Source organism: Mycolicibacterium celeriflavum (assembly GCF_010731795.1).
Classification (GTDB): Bacteria; Actinomycetota; Actinomycetes; order Mycobacteriales; family Mycobacteriaceae; genus Mycobacterium; species Mycobacterium celeriflavum.
The window spans coordinates 2,198,768-2,215,911 of record NZ_AP022591.1 but is presented as its reverse complement, the minus strand read 5'-3'; the positions used below and the strand labels follow the sequence as shown (position 1 = coordinate 2,215,911).

Sequence of the window (17,144 nt, the reverse complement as noted above, 5' to 3'; positions counted from 1 at the left end):
GCTGTTGCGACGAAAGAATCGCAACCTGCCGCCGCTACAGTCCGGACGGATACGTCTCGGGCACTTCACCTTCAACCCATTCACCTGTGGGCTCGAGCGGCTCCAGTGCGCGGGTGCGGTCGATGTGGATCATCGCGTCGAACTGATCGGCCGGCCGGACATGGAAGTAATGGCTCTGGCGTTCGGTGTCCGGCAGATAGATCACGCCGATCGCGCGGGCCAGCCGGATGTCATCAAGCGGCGCGGCTGACGGCCGACCGTCGCGGCGCATCGCCACATAGAAGGGCTCCGCCCCGGCCTCGGAGAACAGCTCCTCGACGCTGTCGGGCAGCGGAGACCGGACCACCTTGCGCTGCGCCGCGCCGCCCCACCTGCTGGCCGCGGTCACCGTGCCGGTCGAGGTGGTCAACCCGATGAGCCGTGCCTGGTCGTCGAACAGGTCGCGCGCCAATGCACCGAGGGTCGTCTGGCCATCGGCGGAGACCTCGGTAGCGCGTGCATCGCCGACGTGAGAGTTGTGGGCCCACACCACTATCCGTGACCTACCGGTGTCGTCGCGATCCAGATGCGCCAGCAGGGCATCGAGCGTATCCGCCATGTGTTCGTCACGCAGGTTCCAGGTGTTGACCCGGCCGCCGAACATCTGGCGGTAATAGGCTTCGGCATTGCGCACCACATGCGCGTTGCGCTCGACGTAGAAGGCGTCGTCCTCGGCCAGCAATCCGTCGCGGCGGGCGTATTCCACGGCGTTGCGCTGAATCTCGAGAAGTTGGTCGACCGCCGCTTCTTCGCACGACTGGCCGGCGCCGAACGCCGCCGCAAACCCGTACGCCTGGCCGTCGCCCTCCGCGGAGGCGTGATCGAAGCACGAATACCGTTGCCGGGCACGCGCTGCCGCGGCGGGATCCACCTTCTCGAGGTGATCGATTACCTCTGCCATCGAACGGTGCAGGCTGTACAGATCCAGACCGTAGAAGCCGCCCTGTTCGCGGCGGTCCCTGTCCCGGTTGTGCGTTCGCAGCCACTCGGCGAAGTCGCGGACCACGGTGTTGCGCCACATCCAGGTGGGGAAGCGGCGGAATCCGCGCAGCGCCTGCTCGGCGTCGGCGTCGTCTCCGATGCCGCGGACATAGCGGTTCACCCGATAGGCGTCGGGCCAGTCGGCCTCGGCCGCGACGCCGCAGAAGCCCTTCTCCGCGATCAACCACTTCGTGATCTGGGCACGCGCCCAATAGAACTCGTGTGTGCCGTGCGAACTCTCGCCGATCAGCACCACCCGGGCGTTGCCGATCAGCTCGTCCAGCACCTCGCGTGGCGGAACGCCATCGGGAGCGTCGATGACGACGCGGCGCAAGTGGTCGGCGGGTGATACCTCGGCCGCTGAAACCGCCGCGGTGGACGAAGTCCTCGTGGCAAGCAGTTCCCGCACCTCGTCGTCGGTGGTCTGGTCGAAATCCCAATAGGCTTGTCCCACTGCCCGGAATGGCTGCGGCATGGTGGCCACGACGACGTCATCGGCGATGCCGGTGAATTCACGCCACGTCGACTCGGGTGCTGCGGGCACGGCGACGACGATTTCGGCGGGTCGCATCTCCCGAAGCGCCTGCACCGCGGCTTGCATGCTGGCTCCGGTCGCCAAGCCGTCGTCGACCAGAATCACCGTTTTGTCGGTCACGTCGAGCGGCGGCCGGCCACCTCGATAAGCCTCTTCGCGGCGCATCAGCTCGCGACCTTCGCGCTCGGCGACCTGCTGCAGCTTCTCCGGCGTGATCTGCAGACCGCGGACCACGTCGTCATTGAGCACGACGCGACCGCCGAGAGCTATCGCACCCATCGCGAACTCCTCGTGCCCCGGCACGCCGAGCTTACGGACCAGAAACGCGTCCAGCGGGGCATCGAGCGCCGCCGCCACCTCCCATGCGACGGGTATACCGCCGCGCGGAAGGCCGAGGACGATGACGTCGGACCGCCCCCGGTAACCGTCGAGGAGGCGGGCCAGAATGCGGCCGGCCTCTCTGCGGTCGCGGAATATTCGCGTGTGTGTCGTCGCTCCTTGGGTCATCCTTATCGGATACCCGGCACGGAACGCCGTCAGTCGAATTTCGTGCCGTTCCAGTCGAGTAGCGTCCAGCCGCCCTGCGGATTGCCCTGGACGACGACAAGGCCGGTGTTCGGTAGCGGCTGCGTCGCCGCGAGCTCCAACGGAGGATTGCGGACGTTCATCATCGTCCACATGGCGATGGCCGCCCCGTGCGAGTACGCGACGGGCCGCTGATGTCCGCTGCGGTAGATGGTGTCGACCGCCTCATCGAAGCGCGCGTCGAATTCGTTGCCGTCGATCGATCCGGGGATGCGGGCCGACCGGTCACCCGTCAGCCACTGCTGCAGGGGTTGCAGGTAGCCGTGCGTGGCTTCGGCTTCGGGCCGGCCTTCGAGATCGCCCGCCTCGACTTCGCGCAGGCCGGGCAGCACGACGATCTGCTCACCGAGTTCGTCCGCGAACGGCTGGGCTGTCTGCTGGGTGCGGACCATCGTGGAGGCGTATACGCCGTCGTGGGGCGTCTGACACAAGCGCGCGGCCACCTCCTTGGCCTGCTGTTGGCCCGTCGGCGTGAGTGAGGGACCAGGGACAGTTGTGTCGATGATGCCGCTGGCATTTCCCACGGATTCCGCGTGCCGGACGAAGGTGATCGTGATGACCGGCGAGGCCGATGCGGGCGCAGCGGGCAAGCTCGCTCCCAGCATCAGTGCGGCGGCGAGGGCGGTGAGCGCGCGGCGCAGGATGGTCATTGGCCGAATCTATCGAAGGCAGTGACCGTCTGAACACGTATCGAACATTCGTTCGATACACTGGTGGGCATGGGCTGGCATACCGGGCCGCCGAGCTGGACGGAAATGGAGCGGGTGCTGCGCGGCAAGCCGCGGCGGGCCGGCTGGCCCATCGACGAGCAGATCGGCGACGGCGGCGACAGCCCGGCCTGGTCGCGTAAGCGCGGGGCATACGAGGCGGCGGACGTCGAGCGGGCCGGCGCGGAAGTTCCCTATGCCGAACTGCATGCGCACTCGGCGTACAGCTTCCTCGACGGCGCCAGCACACCGGAGGAACTCGTCGAGGAAGCGGTCCGGCTCGATCTGCGGGCGATCGCGCTGACCGACCATGACGGCCTCTACGGGGTGGTGCGCTTCGCCGAAGCCGCCAAGGAACTGGAGATGTCGACGGTGTTCGGGGCTGAACTGTCGCTCGGCGGCGGCAACCGGACCGAAGATCCCGATCCACCCGGCCCGCACCTGCTGGTGCTGGCGCGCGGCCCCGAAGGCTACCGGCGGCTGTCACGCGAACTCGCCAAGGCACACCTGGCCGGCGGCGAGAAGGGAGTCCTGCGCTATGACTACGACGCGTTGACCGAGGCCGCGGGCGGCCACTGGCACATCCTCACCGGCTGCCGCAAAGGCCATGTCCGCCAAGCGCTGTCAACCGGCGGACCCGACGCGGCCGCCAAGGTACTGGCCGACCTTGTCGACCGGTTCGGCCGGGACCGGGTCAGCATCGAACTCACCCACCACGGACATCCGTGTGACGACGAACGCAACGCCACCCTTGCCGAACTCGCGCCGCGCTTCGGCCTGAACGTCGTCGCGACCACCGCCGCACACTTCGCCGAACCGTCACGGGGTCGGCTGGCCATGGCGATGGGGGCGATCCGCGCCCGGCACTCGATGGACGAGGCGGCCGGTTACCTTGCCCCACTGGGCGGTTCACATTTGCGATCGGGCGCGGAGATGGCGCAACTTTTCGCCGACCGCCCCGAGGTGGTGACTGCCGCGGCCGACCTCGGCGAGCAGTGCGCGTTCGGGCTGTCGTTGATCGCGCCCCGGTTGCCGCCGTTCGACGTCCCCGACGGGCACACCGAAGACAGTTGGCTGCGGCATCTGGTGATGCAGGGTGCACGCCGACGGTACGGGCCACCGGAGCGCGCGCCGCGGGCGTACGCGCAGATCGAGCACGAACTGAAAGTCATCGAGCAACTGAGTTTCCCGGGCTATTTCCTGGTGGTCCATGACATCACCCGGTTCTGCAAGGAGAACGGCATCCTGGCCCAGGGCAGGGGATCGGCGGCCAACTCCGCGGTCTGCTACGCGCTCGGCGTCACCAACGTGGACCCCGTGGCCAACGAGTTGCTGTTCGAGCGGTTCCTGTCCCCGGCCCGCGACGGCCCGCCGGACATCGACATCGACATCGAATCGGACCTGCGGGAGAAGGCGATTCAATACGTCTACGACCGGTACGGCCGCGACTACGCCGCCCAGGTGGCCAACGTGATCACCTACCGTGGCCGCAGCGCGGTGCGCGACATGGCCCGCGCGCTGGGCTTCTCGCAGGGGCAGCAGGACGCCTGGAGCAAGCAGCTCGGGCAGTGGGGCAACCTCGCCGAGGCGCCACATGTGGAAGACATCCCCGAGCCGGTGATCGAGCTGGCCAAGGAGATCTCCAACCTGCCGCGGCACATGGGCATTCACTCCGGCGGCATGGTGATCTGCGACCGACCCATCGCCGACGTGTGCCCGGTGGAATGGGCGCGGATGGAGAACCGCAGCGTGCTGCAGTGGGACAAAGACGACTGCGCGGCAATAGGTTTGGTGAAGTTCGACATGCTCGGCCTCGGCATGCTCTCGGCGCTGCACTACTGCATCGACCTGGTGCGCGAGCACAAGGGCATCGACGTCGACCTGGCGCAACTGGACCTGTCCGAGCCCGCGGTGTACGAGATGCTGCAAAAAGCCGACTCCGTCGGGGTGTTCCAGGTGGAGTCGCGCGCGCAGATGGCCACCCTGCCGCGGCTCAAGCCCCGCGTGTTCTACGACCTGGTCGTCGAGGTGGCGTTGATTCGGCCCGGCCCGATCCAGGGCGGATCGGTGCATCCGTACATCAAGCGGCGCAACGGGGAAGAGCCCGTCACCTATGAACATCCGTCGATGGCTCCGGCGTTGCACAAGACGTTGGGAGTGCCGCTTTTCCAGGAGCAGCTCATGCAGCTCGCGGTGGACTGCGCGGGTTTCTCCGCCGCCGAAGCCGACCAGCTGCGCCGGGCGATGGGGTCCAAGCGGTCGACCGAGCGGATGCGCCGGCTTCGCGGCAGGTTCTACGACGGCATGCGCCAGCGGCACGGCATCACCGGCGAGGTGGCCGACCGGATCTACGAGAAGCTGGAAGCGTTCGCCAATTTCGGCTTCCCGGAAAGCCATTCGCTGAGCTTCGCGTCGCTGGTGTTCTACTCGTCGTGGTTCAAGCTGCACCACCCCGCCGCGTTCTGCGCCGCGCTGCTGCGCGCGCAGCCGATGGGCTTCTACTCCCCGCAGTCGCTGGTGGCCGACGCCCGCAGACACGGCGTCGTCGTCCGACGGCCCGACGTCAATGCCAGCCAGACGCACGCCACCCTGGAAGACGCAGGGAACGCGGTCCGATTGGGTCTGGGCAGTGTCCGCCACATCGGCGACGAGCTGGCCGAGAAGATGGTCGACGAACGAAAAGCCAACGGCGCGTTCACCTCCCTGTTGGACTTGACTCACCGGGTGCAGCTGTCGGTGCCGCAGACCGAGGCGCTGGCCACCGCGGGAGCGCTGGGTTGCTTCGACATCGCCAGGCGCGAAGGGCTGTGGGCGGCGGGGGCGGCCGCCACGCAGCGGCCCGACCGGCTGCCCGGGGTGGGCGCGTCGTCACACATTCCCGCGCTGCCCGGTATGACCGAACTCGAGTTGGCCGCCGCGGACGTCTGGGCGACCGGTGTCTCGTCCGACAGCTATCCCACGCAGTTCCTGCGCGAGGATCTCGACGCCATGGGCGTGGTCCCGGCGGGCAGCCTGCTGGAGGTGCCCGACGGCTCCCGGGTGCTGGTGGCCGGGGCCGTCACGCACCGCCAGCGGCCGGCGACCGCCCAGGGCGTCACGTTCCTCAACCTCGAGGACGAAACCGGGATGGTCAACATCATCTGCTCGCGCGGTGTGTGGGTGCGGCACCGCAAGCTGGCGCAGACGGCCACGGCGTTGTTGATCCGCGGTCAGGTGCAGAACGCGACCGGCGCCGTCACCGTCGTCGCTGAGCGGATGGGCAAGCTCACCTTGGCCATCAGCTCGAAGTCCCGCGACTTCCGGTAAGGAATGTGCAGTCACTCACGACGCAGTGGCTGTGTGGTGCAGCGGAACGAGCCTCCGAGGCCGCGGGAGATCGCAAAGTCGACGTATTCGACGGTGACGCCGTGCTCGGCGATGCGGTCCCCGATATGGCGGAAGGCCGGGTCGGTGATGTAGACGTCCGGACTGATCGGCAACCCGTTGGTGCCCAGTGCGATGCCGTCTTCCTCGCTGACGTCGATCCGTTCCCAACCCTCCAGCGTGGCGGGCAGTCCGTCGATGAGCCCGTCAGGGCAAGCGACGAGCAGGCCCTCCCGAACCAACCCCAAAGCGCAGTCCAGGTGTAGGAAATTCGGTGCGAGCCGGACGGTTTCGACGGTGTAGCCAAGCGGGGTGAGCAGCTCGTTTAGCCATCTGATCCCCAGCGGGTTGGAGGCCAGTCCGGAGTGGCCGACGAACACATGCTTGTCGTACACCAGCACGTCACCGCCTTCCAGAAATGGCCCGGCTCCGTTGTCTTCGGAATCGCCGTCGGGTATCGCCGGCTGCGGCAGCGCGACGTAGGTGCACGACCCGGTAAGTGCTCGGCTGTTGAGGATCTCGCGGCTGGTCAACACTTCGAGGCGGCGGTGAGGCAAGCGCAGGCTGCCCTCGATGACGAAGTCGCCCACGGTGAACCACGGGTCACGGACGAAGAAGTTGGCGTAGCCGTCGCCGTCACCGGCGGCCTTCTCCGCGTCGGTCAGCAGACGCGGCCGCAACACTTCCACGCCGTACCGCTCGAGCAGCGAAGACAGGTTCTCGCGTTCGGACTCCCACTGCTGTTGGCGATCGGGAAAGGCCTCGGCATACTCGCGACCGTTCATGTCCTTCACCAGCTCACGAGACTCCGGGGTGAGGAACGCCGCCATGCTCTCCGGCATTTCGTCGGGAGGCCGGAGTTGAGACTGGGCCACGACGACCGTACGTAACGGGGCGAACTCGCTACGTACCATCACCGGGCTGTCCACGCCGGCGTTCATCGCCGTTCGCTGGCGGGCGTTGTTCAGCGTCCGGTCGTGTTTTGCAGCACTTGACCGGAACCCGCATCGATGGTGACTTCGTGCTTGGTCTGAGAATCGTCGATGACATCGGCTTCCCAGACCGTCGTTCCGTTGTTGCTATCGAGGTTGAGTTCGGTGATGGCGCCGTTGGGCACCTCCGCAAGAATTTTGTCGGCAGCTGCCCGGTAATCCACCCGAGCCGCCTGTACCCGGTCGCGGTGCTTGGCCTTGTCGGCTTCGTCCTCGCCTTTCGCCGTCGGCCCCATCGTCACCGTGGCGCCGTCGCTGGAGACGTCCATCTCGTGCTCGGTGCCATCGGCAGTGACGACCTGGACCTCCCACCGGCCATCGCGCTCGGTCTCGATGGAGATCAACGTGCTGTCGGGGACGGCTGCCGTCGCAGTGCTTCCGGCCCGGCGCAGCGCATCGATGTCGGTGCTTGCCGGAGCAGCCGAGGCCGGCGCAGAAGATGTCACCGCCGGGGCAGCAGATGTCGCGGCCGGCGCTGGCGTGGTCCCCGCCGAATCTGCGTCCTCATCGTCACCGCCTGCGCATCCGCTGACTGCCACGAGCAACACTGCAGCCAACACCGGTGCTGCGGTGCGGCGGTACTTCGACGTGAAATATCCGTCAACCATGACTCCGGTCCCCTTCCTGACCCACTGTCACATCCGAGTTGCCAGGCCACTCGATGGTGAAACGTCAACCCAGCCGACGGCTTAAGGTGGTGGCATGAGCCGCCGCCCGGTTCGGATGTCGGAGCTGGGATCCGACCCCGCGTCGGTGTTGCGGATAATTGCTTACTTCGACGAGGTTGGCGAGGCAGCGGCTGGCGCCGAAGCCGTTGTGCGCTCGGCCGCACTGCTGGCTGAATGCCCGGTCGGTGCGCGGTGGACATCCGGCGCCGTCATCCGCTATGACACGGTCGGTTCGCTGGACACCACGGGGAACGTCCCGGCGGCGCCGTCGCTCGACGACGAACCGGTCGTCTGGGTCGAGCGTGCGGGCGGCCCCTCGGAGCTGGACCCGGTGCTCATTGATCGCGTGAGCCACTCGCTGCGAAGGGTTCTGACCCGCAGCTCGGTCACACCGCAGCTCGGCGACCCGGCACTGCTCGAAGTCGTGATCTCGGGAAAGGAACATCGAGAGGACCGGGCGCGGGCCATTCGCCTACTCGGGCTCGACGAAACCCGGAAGGTTCGCGTCCTCGCGGTCTCCGCGCAATCACCGTCCGCTGCGTTGCAGATCATCACCGGCGAACTCGCCGATGTGGCGGTGCGCACGGTCGCGATCGGCAATGCCACAGCCGTGTTGTGCCAGCACGACGGTGATACCCGGGCGCTCTCCGACGGACTCGAGAGGGCGATCGTCGACGCGTTCCCGTCGCCACGCCATGCAAACTCCGACCGTGGGCCATGGGTCGGAATCGGCTCCAGTGTAAGTGCGTTCGCCGCGCCCACGTCCTGGCAGCAAGCCATGCGCGCGTTGCGGTTCGCATCCTCGACCGGCTATGGCAGGCGGGCCATCGCTTACGAACGGCTCAGCTTGCTGGAGCTATTGGCCGACCTGCCGCTCGATCGGGTGCGCGACAACCGGGAGATGGCCCGACTCGACGAGATTGCAGCGTCGCCGACAGGTGCGCTGGCAGTGCAGACCGTCGAGGCGTTCCTGGTGTTCGGTTCGCTGCGCCGAACGGCCGCGGAGCTGCACGTGCACCACAGCACCGTCGCGGCCCGCCTCGCTTCGGTGGCGCGCACGATGGGTTGGGATCTCGACGATCCGATGGACCGGTTCTTGGCGACGTTGGTGCTCATGGTGCGCCGTATTGCCCTGTCGTCGGAGGAGTTACTCGAGCCCGACACGTGTCGGGTGGATGGACGGAATTGATCGACGGACGGCGGATGACTGTACGCTGCGGCTTCGTGATGATGACCGCATGGCAGTTATCGATCCCACCCGAACCTGGGAACCCCTGGAAAAACGCCTGGCCGACACTACCAATGAACGCCACCGCGTCGTGCTGAGCGCCGTGATCGAGCACATGAAAGCCGAAGCCGCCCCGGATATGGATCGCCTGATGGCCACGCTGGCTCCGCAACCGGATTACCACTTCTGGGGCGCCGAAGGCGACTTCGGCCCGAAGACCACAGCGGGTGTGCAGACCTATTACACCGACTTCCTGGCGACCCGGACAAACATTCTCGAGTTCGAGGTGCAGCGGCTCGTCGTCGACGACCACTGCCTGGTGACCGAGGGTCTGCTCAAACAGATCTACCCCGGCGCAGAAGCCCAACGCATCGGCATTCCTGTCGACGACGTCGACGCCGACTACCTCATCGTATTCCGGCAGTTGCTGCTGTGGCCGATCGACGAGAACGGGAAGATCCTCGGCGAAGACTCCTACAATCCCGGTGTGGTGAGCATGACCAAAATGTCGCGTGAAGAGTTGCCCCAGTCTTATGTGGACCTCGTCCATCCGTCCGCCTGAAATGTGTTCCGACATCGCGGTGCCGAAGCGCGATTCCATTGCGGAAATGCTGCTCGATCGCCTCTGGGACGACCATCTCGGTCTGCGCACCCGGCAACGGGATTGGTCCTGGGACGAGGTCGTGCGGGAGTCCGCGGCACGCGGTGAGCTGGCACAGTCGATGCGGTGCGATGGCCCGTTTCATATCGGCGTACTGCTGGACAATGTCCCGGACTTCGTGTTCTGGCTCGGCGGCGCCGCCCTCGTCGGAGCGACGGTGGTGGGCATCAACCCGACCCGGGGCGCGGCCGAGCTGGCGGCCGAAATCCGCCATGCCGATTGCCAATTGATCGTCACCGACACCGCGGGGTTCGATCGATTGCACGAGCTGGATCTCGGCTTGGACGCGAATCGATTCCTCGTGATCGACGACCCGCGGTACGGACGGGTGATCGACGCGCATCGAGTCGAGCCGGCCGTCACCGCAGGCGTGGGCGAGGATTCGCTGTTGCTCCTTCTTTTCACCTCCGGCACGACCGGCGCGTCCAAGGCCGTCAAATGCAGCCAAGGCAGACTGGCCCGTATTGCCTACGCCGCCACCGAGAAATTCGGGCATTCGCGAGCCGATGTGGAGTACTGCTGCATGCCGTTGTTCCACGGCAACGCGATCATGGCGCTGTGGGCCCCGGCGCTGGCCAACGGCGCCACCGTGTGCCTCGCACCGTCGTTCTCCGCGTCCGGATTCCTGCCCGACGTACGGTATTTCGGTGCGACGTTCTTCACCTATGTCGGTAAGGCGCTGGCCTACCTGATGGCCACCCGGGAGCGACCCGACGATGCCGACAATCCGCTGGTGCGGGGCTTCGGCACGGAGGCTTCACCCGATGACCAGGCCCAGTTCCGCCGCCGGTTCGGCGCGGAACTGTTCGAGGGCTACGGGTCCAGCGAGGGTGGCGCGGTGGTCGCGCCTGATCCGCAAGCGCCCGCCGGCGCGCTCGGGCGCCCGTTGCACGACGGCGTCGCGGTGGTGCACCCGGACACGCTACAAGATTGTGCGCGAGCAGTTCTCGACGAATACGGTCGCGTACGCAATCCGGACGAGGCGGTCGGCGAGATCGTCGACAAATTCGGCACCCGCAGTTTCGAGGGCTATTACCGCAACGACGAGGCCAACGCCGAACGAATCCGCAACGGCTGGTACTGGAGCGGGGACCTCGGCTATGTCGACGAGGCCGGCTTCATCTATTTCGCCGGCAGGCGTGGCGACTGGATCAGGGTCGACGGGGAGAACACTTCGGCGTTGACGATCGAACGGGTGCTGCGACGGCATCCTTGGGTGGTCGCGGCTGGGGCGTTCGCGGTGCCGGATCCGCGCTCGGGTGATCAGGTGATGGCCGCAATCGAGGTGGCCGATCCGGACGCGTTCGACATCGAGGAGTTCACCGCCTATCTGTCGAACCAGCAGGACCTCGGTGGGAAGGGCGTCCCTCGGTTTCTGAGGTTGTCGACGCGGCTGCCCGTCACCGGCTCCAACAAGGTGCTCAAGCGCCAACTGCAACGACAGCGATGGCACACCGACGAGCCGGTGTACCGGTGGACCGGCAGAGGTGCACCCGTGTACCGGCGCATGAGCGACGACGAAAAGCAGTCACTGGACGCCGAATTCGAGACTCACGGGCGGGCACAATACGCATGAGCGGCTGGGACGAGGAATGCGACGTACTGGTCGCCGGATCAGGGGGAGGCGGTGTCACCGGTGCGTACACCGCGGCGCGCGAGGGACTCGACGTCATCCTGGTTGAGGCGACCGACCAATTCGGCGGCACCACAGCATATTCCGGCGGCGGCGGCGTGTGGTTCCCGGGTAATCCGGTGCTGGTGCGGGCCGGTACCGACGACACGATCGAGGACGCGCTCGAGTACTACCACGCGGTGGTCGGAGATCGCACGCCGTATGACCTTCAGCAGACCTACGTCCGCGGCGGTGCCCCGCTGATCGAATACCTCGAACACGATTCCCACCTGAGATTCGACGTGCTGCCCTGGCCGGATTACTTCGGCAAGGTGCCCAAGGCGCGCCTCGACGGCCAACGGCATATCGCCGCAAGGCCGTTCGCCGTTTCCAAGGCGCCGGAACTGCGTGAGCTGGTACGCGGCCCGCTCGACGCCGATCGCCTCGGCGCACCGCAGCCCGACGACTACTTCATCGGCGGTCGCGCTTTGATCGCCCGGTTCCTCAAGGCCATCGGCCAATATTCACACGCGTCGCTGCGGCGCAACACCGCGCTGACCGAGATCGTGCTCGAGGACGGCCGAGTGGTCGGCGCGATCGTTGAGACGGAAGATCAACGCAGGGCCATCCGAGCACGACGGGGCGTGCTGTTGGCCGCCGGTGGGTTCGAGAGCAACGAGGACCTCCGTCGCCGTTACGACGTGCCCGGCGCGGTACGGGACACCATGGGGCCCTGGGGAAATCGTGGCGAAGCGCTGCAGGCGGCCGTTGCGATCGGCGCGGATACCGACCTGATGGATCAGGCCTGGTGGTCGCCGGGTATGACGCATCCGGACGGGCGGTCAGCGTTTGCGCTGTGGTTCACCGGTGGCATCTTCGTCAACCAGGACGGCCGGCGGTTCGTCAACGAGTCTGCGCCGTACGACCGGATCGGCCGGGACATTCTCGCCCAATTGGCCGATGGCTCGGTCACGTTGCCGTATTGGATGGTCTACGACGACAAGGACGGTGGGATACCGCCAGTCAAGGCCACCAACGTGTCGATCGTCGAGAGGGAAAAGTATGTCGAGGCTGGGCTTTGGCACACCTCCGACACGCTCGAGGAGCTCGCCGAGAAGATCGCGGTGCCTGCGGACAACCTGGTGGCGACGGTCGCGCGGTTCAACGAATTCGTCGACGAAGGCGCCGATCATGACTTCGGGCGCGGCGAGGAGGCGTACGACCGCGCCTTCTTCGGCGGTGGCTCACCACTCGTCGCGATCGAGAAGGCGCCGTTTCACGCCGCCATGTTCGGCATCTCCGATCTCGGCACGAAGGGCGGTCTGCGCACCGACACCGCGGCGCGGGTCCTCGACACCTCCGGTAACCCGATCCACGGGCTGTATGCGGCCGGCAACACGATGGCCGCACCGAGCGGCACGGCCTATCCGGGCGGCGGCAACCCGATCGGCACCAGCATGCTGTTCAGCCACCTGGCGGTCAAAGACATGTTAGGGAGTAGGCATGACGAGCGCTTGCGCGAGGAATCAACAGCCGATGAGTGACATCCGCGAGGTCGACACCTGGAGCGGGGAGGGAAGTGGCCGCGAATCTCGCGGGACGCGACTTCAGCTGATACCGATTTGTGTGAGCGCTCGGGCCAGTCGAGCGGGTACCGGCAGCGAGTCGGCGTCGAGCAGCCACTGAACGACAAGGCCGTCGGCGACCGCCACGAGTATCGTCGCCAGAGCTTCCGGGTCGGGCAGCGACTCGCTGGACGCGTGACTCAGGGACTGAGCGAGGGCGGCCGTGGCCGTGCGGAATTCGCGATAGTGCGCTGCCAGTTGCGCACGCAGAACCGGGTTGCGTTCCGCCTGTGCCCACGCTTCGACATACGCCACGGCAAACATCCGCCCGTCGCGAAGGGCGCCATACGCAGCAGCGATTGTGTCTTCCCACGGGTCGCCTGACGACGCCGCGGTGGAGGCCTGCTGTATCTGCTGCAGCCAGCGACGGCAGCTTTCGGCTAGCGCCTCGTTGAGAAGGGCTTCCTTGGAATCGAAGTGGTAAGTGATCGCGCCGAGGTTGGTCCCGGATGCTTGCACGAGGTCGCGGGCGGTCGTCCGCGCGTAACCGAGGTCCTCGATGCAACGCACGGCTGCATCCAGCAATCGCTGCCGGTTTCCGGTGCGTCGAGTCATCGCCACTCCATTCCGATTGAGACATTTGTCTGATACGTTTGTCTCATGGCTGCAGAGGATACCGCTCTGCGGGTCGATGTAGCGGTGGTTGGCGCGGGCCTCGCCGGCCTGGCCGCCGCTCGCCATCTGCACGGGGCGGGAAAAAGCGTGTTCGTCGCCGAGGCTCGTGACGAGGTTGGCGGCCGGGCACGATCGCGCGATCTCGACGGATCGATCGCCGACTTCGGGGGCGAATGGATCGGCCGGGCCCATCGGAGAATGCATCGATTGGTGCGCGAGCTCGGATTGGACGTTGAGCCGGCCCGCCAACTCGGATACCCCGTGATGTGGCGACTGCCCGGCCGGCAGGCTCGTCGTCGATTACCGCCACCGGCCACCTGGCTCGGTCTGGTACGTGCGTTCAGCTCCCTCGCGTGGTTGTCGCGGGGAATCGATGCCGACGCACCGTGGAGTTCATCGCGGGCAGCCGAACTCGACGGACGATCCGTCGCGGGATGGCTCGACGAGCGCCATCTCGACGCCGGCAGCCGGTACCTGCTGGAACGGCTCGTCGGTTCCCTTGCCCGCGAGAACCTGGGCTCGATGTCGCTGCTGCATCTGCTCTGGTTGCTCCGCATTGCCGGGGGCCCGTGGCGCAGCTTGACCGCTACCTTCCAGTGGCGCATCAGCCAAGGCGCTCAGCAGGTCGCCGTCCGGATGGGGGCTCCGCTCGGTGACGCCGTTCGATTCAACACGCCGGTCAGCCGGATCACGCAGCACGCCAATGATGCTGACGTCCGGGCGGGCAGTCTTACCGTGCATGCCAAGCGGGTCGTCGTCGCGATCCCGGTGACGCAACTGCCGCGGATCGAATTCGATCCGCCGTTGCCGCCGGATCTGGTGCGACTGGCCGAACTGCATATCGATGCCGGAACAAAGGTGATCGCGTTGCTGCCGCGCGGACACTCGGTGCGCCACAACACGGTGGTGGGCGGTGACGTCCTGTGGGGAGCTTGGCGGCGTGGTGACCGAGTGACGGGATTCCTTCCGGCCACGGGAACGGCCATCGACGACGATGTCCTGGTTGCCGATCTGGCCCAGGCGTTCGGTGTGCAACCACAGCAGCTTCGCTGTCCGACCGTCCTGCGGTGGGCCGAGCAGGACCACATCGAGGGTTGCGACGCGGTGTTCGCACCCGGCGAGGTGTGCGCGTGCGGTCCGTTGTTGACCAAGCGGCACGGCCTGATCGAGTTCGCAGGCGCGGAGCGCAGCAGCTGGCCCGACAACATGGAAGGCGCGGTCCGCAGCGGGGAGCGGGCCGCCGTGCAGACGCTGAGCGCGCTCGGGGATTAGCGCCGCACTAACCCCCGGTCGGTGTGGTCCACACCTTGTCGACGGTGATCTTCAACCGCGTGTCGTAGGCGGCCAGGAACTCCTCGCTGAAACCGAGGCTGGTCGCGTACTCGCCGTACTTGGCGCGGTACCGCTCGTCCTGCAACGGGTTCGCGTCCTCGGCCTCGACGGTCGCGGTGCCGCCGACGACGATGACCCCGCCGCCGTTCCCGTCGGAGTCCAGGTTCAGGCTGACCCGCGGATTCGCCCTGAGGTGTCTGACCTTGGCGGCGCGCGGTTCGGTGTAGACGAACACGTCCGACCCGTCGAAGAAGAACCACACCAATTTCGGGACCGGTTGTCCCGATTTCGCCACCGTGGTCAACCAGCCGTACTTGTCGGTGGAGAGCCTGTCTGCCACCTCTTGCGTGAATTCGATTGCCATGAGGCGAATGTAGTCTCGAAAAATGACCTTGAACCTGTCCGTGGATGAAGTCCTGACCACCACCCGTTCGGTGCGCAAGCGACTGGATCTGGAGAAGCCGGTGCCGCGCGACGTGCTGCTGGAATGCCTCGAACTGGCGGTGCAGGCGCCGACGGGATCCAACGCACAGGGCTGGCAGTGGGTCTTCGTCGACGACCCCGACAAGAAGAAGGCGCTCGCCGACATCTACCGCACCAGCTGGAAGCTGTACCGCACGATGCCCGATCCCGAATACGCCGAGGGCGACAGCCGCGGAGAACGGCGACAGGCGGTGGTGTCGTCGGCCGAATACCTCGCCGAAAACATGGAGAAGGCCCCATGGCTGCTGATCCCTTGTCTCGAGGGTCGGGTCGACGGTGCGCCCGGTGCGGCGAGCGCGAGCTTCTGGGGCTCACTGCTGCCCGCGGCGTGGAGCTACATGCTGGCGTTGCGCTCGCGCGGGCTCGGCTCCGCATGGACGACGCTGCATCTGCTCGGCGACGGCGAGAAGCAGGCCGCCGAAGTGCTCGGCATCCCGCATGACAAGTACAGCCAGGGCGGCCTGTTCCCGATCGCCTACACCAAGGGCACTGACTTCCGCCCCGCCAAGCGGTTACCGGTCGAGCAGATCGCGCACTTCAACAGCTGGTGAGGCTCTTCGCGCGGGCGCTCAGATCGCTCCGCTGAACCCGTGCTGGCGCCACGCCTCGTACACCGCGACCGCGGCCGCGTTCGACAGGTTCAGCGAGCGCCGACCCGCCAGCATCGGGATCCGCAGCTGGGCGGTGATGTGCGGATCGGCCAGCGTCGCGGCGTCCAAGCCGGTGGGTTCCGGCCCGAACATCAAAACGTCGTTGGCCAGGTACTCGACGTCGGCGAACGACGTCGCCGCATGCGCGGTGAACGCGAAGACGCGCTCGGGCGCCAGCTTCTCCCACGCCGCAGCGAGGTCACGGTGCACGGTCACCGACGCCAGGTCGTGGTAATCCAGACCGGCGCGGCGCAGTTTCGGCTCGGACAGGTCGAACCCCAGCGGCTCGACCAGATGCAATTCGCACCCGGTCGCCGCCACCATCCGGATCGCGTTACCGGTGTTGGGGGCGATGCGCGGCGAAAAGAACAACAACCTGAACAACTACGACCCCTCCAGCGTGAAAGCGCTACGACGTCACCGCCACCGGCTCGTCGACCCTCTCCTGCGATAATGGTCGCATGGTCGCGCAGAGCCTCTGGATGCAGAAGGTGTCGGCGGATCCCGGGCATTCGCGCTGGTACATCGAGCGCTTCCGCGCGATGGCCCGCGCCGGTGAAGACCTGGCCGGCGAGGCACGCTTCGTCGACGCCATGGCTCCGCGCGCTGCCCACATCCTCGACGCCGGTTGCGGTCCCGGGCGGCTCGGCGGATATCTGGCTTCGGCCGGTCACCGGGTCGTCGGCGTCGATGTCGATCCGGCACTCATCGAGGCCGCCGAACAGGATTATCCCGGACCGCGTTGGCTGGTCGGCGATCTCGCCGAGCTCGACCTGCCGGCACGGGGAATCGCCGAACCGTTCGACGTGATCCTGTCGGCAGGCAACGTCATGACATTCCTCGCGCCGAGCACCCGGGTGCAGGTGCTGGCCCGGCTGCGTGACCATCTGCGCGACGGGGGGCGGGCGGTGATCGGCTTCGGCGCCGGCCGCGACTACCCGTTCGCCGAATTCTTCGACGACGCCGCAGCCGCCGGCTTGGCGCCCGACCTTCTGTTGTCCACCTGGGACCTTCGGCCGTTCACCGACGACGCCGACTTTCTCGTCGCGGTTCTCCGGGCGGCGTAGC

15 protein-coding genes are annotated in these 17,144 nt (G+C 66.8%); 8 read left to right on the top strand and 7 right to left on the bottom strand.

Annotation, left to right across the window (positions count from 1 at the left end):
- Positions 1–34: 34 nt before the first annotated feature.
- Positions 35–2,062, bottom strand: a complete 2,028-nt coding sequence (locus G6N18_RS10835) for an erythromycin esterase family protein (RefSeq protein ID WP_083000894.1) — start codon at positions 2,060–2,062, stop codon at positions 35–37.
- Positions 2,063–2,091: 29 nt separating this feature from the next.
- Entirely contained in the window at positions 2,092–2,790 is a 699-nt protein-coding gene (locus G6N18_RS10830) for a histidine phosphatase family protein (protein WP_083000893.1), read from the bottom strand.
- Positions 2,791–2,859: 69 nt separating this feature from the next.
- Here G6N18_RS10830 and G6N18_RS10825 point away from each other — a divergent pair, with 69 nt between their 5' ends.
- Positions 2,860–6,153, top strand: a complete 3,294-nt coding sequence (locus tag G6N18_RS10825; protein WP_083000891.1) for an error-prone DNA polymerase — start codon at positions 2,860–2,862, stop codon at positions 6,151–6,153.
- A gap of 11 nt (positions 6,154–6,164) precedes the next feature.
- On the opposite strand, the gene G6N18_RS10820 is transcribed toward G6N18_RS10825, so the two are convergent.
- On the bottom strand, positions 6,165–7,151 hold the full coding sequence (locus tag G6N18_RS10820) for a dimethylarginine dimethylaminohydrolase family protein (RefSeq protein WP_197931658.1): 987 nt from the start codon (positions 7,149–7,151) through the stop codon (positions 6,165–6,167).
- 23 nt (positions 7,152–7,174) lie between these two features.
- Positions 7,175–7,810 (bottom strand): PepSY domain-containing protein, encoded by a 636-nt coding sequence (locus tag G6N18_RS10815; RefSeq protein WP_083000890.1) that lies wholly within the window; start codon positions 7,808–7,810, stop codon positions 7,175–7,177.
- A 94-nt stretch (positions 7,811–7,904) separates the two neighbouring features.
- Between G6N18_RS10815 and G6N18_RS10810 the strand changes: the two genes are divergently transcribed.
- The 4 genes from G6N18_RS10810 to G6N18_RS10795 are packed head-to-tail and all read left to right on the top strand — an operon-like array spanning position 7,905 to position 12,915.
- Entirely contained in the window at positions 7,905–9,059 is a 1,155-nt protein-coding gene (locus tag G6N18_RS10810; RefSeq protein ID WP_083000888.1) for a PucR family transcriptional regulator, read from the top strand.
- 49 nt (positions 9,060–9,108) lie between these two features.
- The gene (locus G6N18_RS10805) at positions 9,109–9,660 is read left to right on the top strand and encodes a nuclear transport factor 2 family protein (protein WP_165757334.1); all 552 of its coding nucleotides are present in this window, start codon (positions 9,109–9,111) and stop codon (positions 9,658–9,660) included.
- 1 nt (position 9,661) lies between these two features.
- Positions 9,662–11,335, top strand: coding sequence for a steroid-22-oyl-CoA synthetase (locus G6N18_RS10800; protein WP_083000885.1), 1,674 nt, complete (start codon positions 9,662–9,664; stop codon positions 11,333–11,335).
- The gene (locus G6N18_RS10795; protein WP_083000883.1) at positions 11,332–12,915 is read left to right on the top strand and encodes an FAD-binding protein; all 1,584 of its coding nucleotides are present in this window, start codon (positions 11,332–11,334) and stop codon (positions 12,913–12,915) included. Before G6N18_RS10800 ends, G6N18_RS10795 begins: the two co-directional genes overlap by 4 nt.
- Before the next feature lie 63 nt (positions 12,916–12,978).
- On the opposite strand, the gene G6N18_RS10790 is transcribed toward G6N18_RS10795, so the two are convergent.
- Positions 12,979–13,551 carry a TetR/AcrR family transcriptional regulator gene (locus tag G6N18_RS10790; RefSeq protein WP_163689863.1) on the bottom strand — a complete coding sequence of 191 codons (573 nt, stop codon included), beginning with the start codon at positions 13,549–13,551 and terminating at the stop codon, positions 12,979–12,981.
- A gap of 45 nt (positions 13,552–13,596) precedes the next feature.
- On the opposite strand from G6N18_RS10790, the gene G6N18_RS10785 reads away from it, so the two are divergent.
- A complete protein-coding gene (locus tag G6N18_RS10785) occupies positions 13,597–14,883 on the top strand; it encodes a flavin monoamine oxidase family protein (RefSeq protein WP_083000881.1) in 1,287 nt (428 codons plus the stop codon).
- Between the two features lie 7 nt (positions 14,884–14,890).
- Here the strand turns inward: G6N18_RS10785 and G6N18_RS10780 are convergent, their stop codons facing one another.
- The gene (locus tag G6N18_RS10780) at positions 14,891–15,307 is read right to left on the bottom strand and encodes a TIGR03667 family PPOX class F420-dependent oxidoreductase (protein ID WP_083000879.1); all 417 of its coding nucleotides are present in this window, start codon (positions 15,305–15,307) and stop codon (positions 14,891–14,893) included.
- A gap of 22 nt (positions 15,308–15,329) precedes the next feature.
- Between G6N18_RS10780 and G6N18_RS10775 the strand changes: the two genes are divergently transcribed.
- Entirely contained in the window at positions 15,330–15,977 is a 648-nt protein-coding gene (locus G6N18_RS10775; protein WP_083000877.1) for a nitroreductase family protein, read from the top strand.
- 18 nt (positions 15,978–15,995) lie between these two features.
- Here G6N18_RS10775 and G6N18_RS10770 read toward each other — a convergent pair whose 3' ends face one another.
- Complete coding sequence (locus G6N18_RS10770; RefSeq protein WP_083000876.1) at positions 15,996–16,460, bottom strand: tRNA (cytidine(34)-2'-O)-methyltransferase; 465 nt, start codon at positions 16,458–16,460, stop codon at positions 15,996–15,998.
- A gap of 77 nt (positions 16,461–16,537) precedes the next feature.
- On the opposite strand from G6N18_RS10770, the gene G6N18_RS10765 reads away from it, so the two are divergent.
- A complete protein-coding gene (locus G6N18_RS10765) occupies positions 16,538–17,143 on the top strand; it encodes a class I SAM-dependent methyltransferase (RefSeq protein WP_083000874.1) in 606 nt (201 codons plus the stop codon).
- Position 17,144 lies beyond the last annotated feature (1 nt).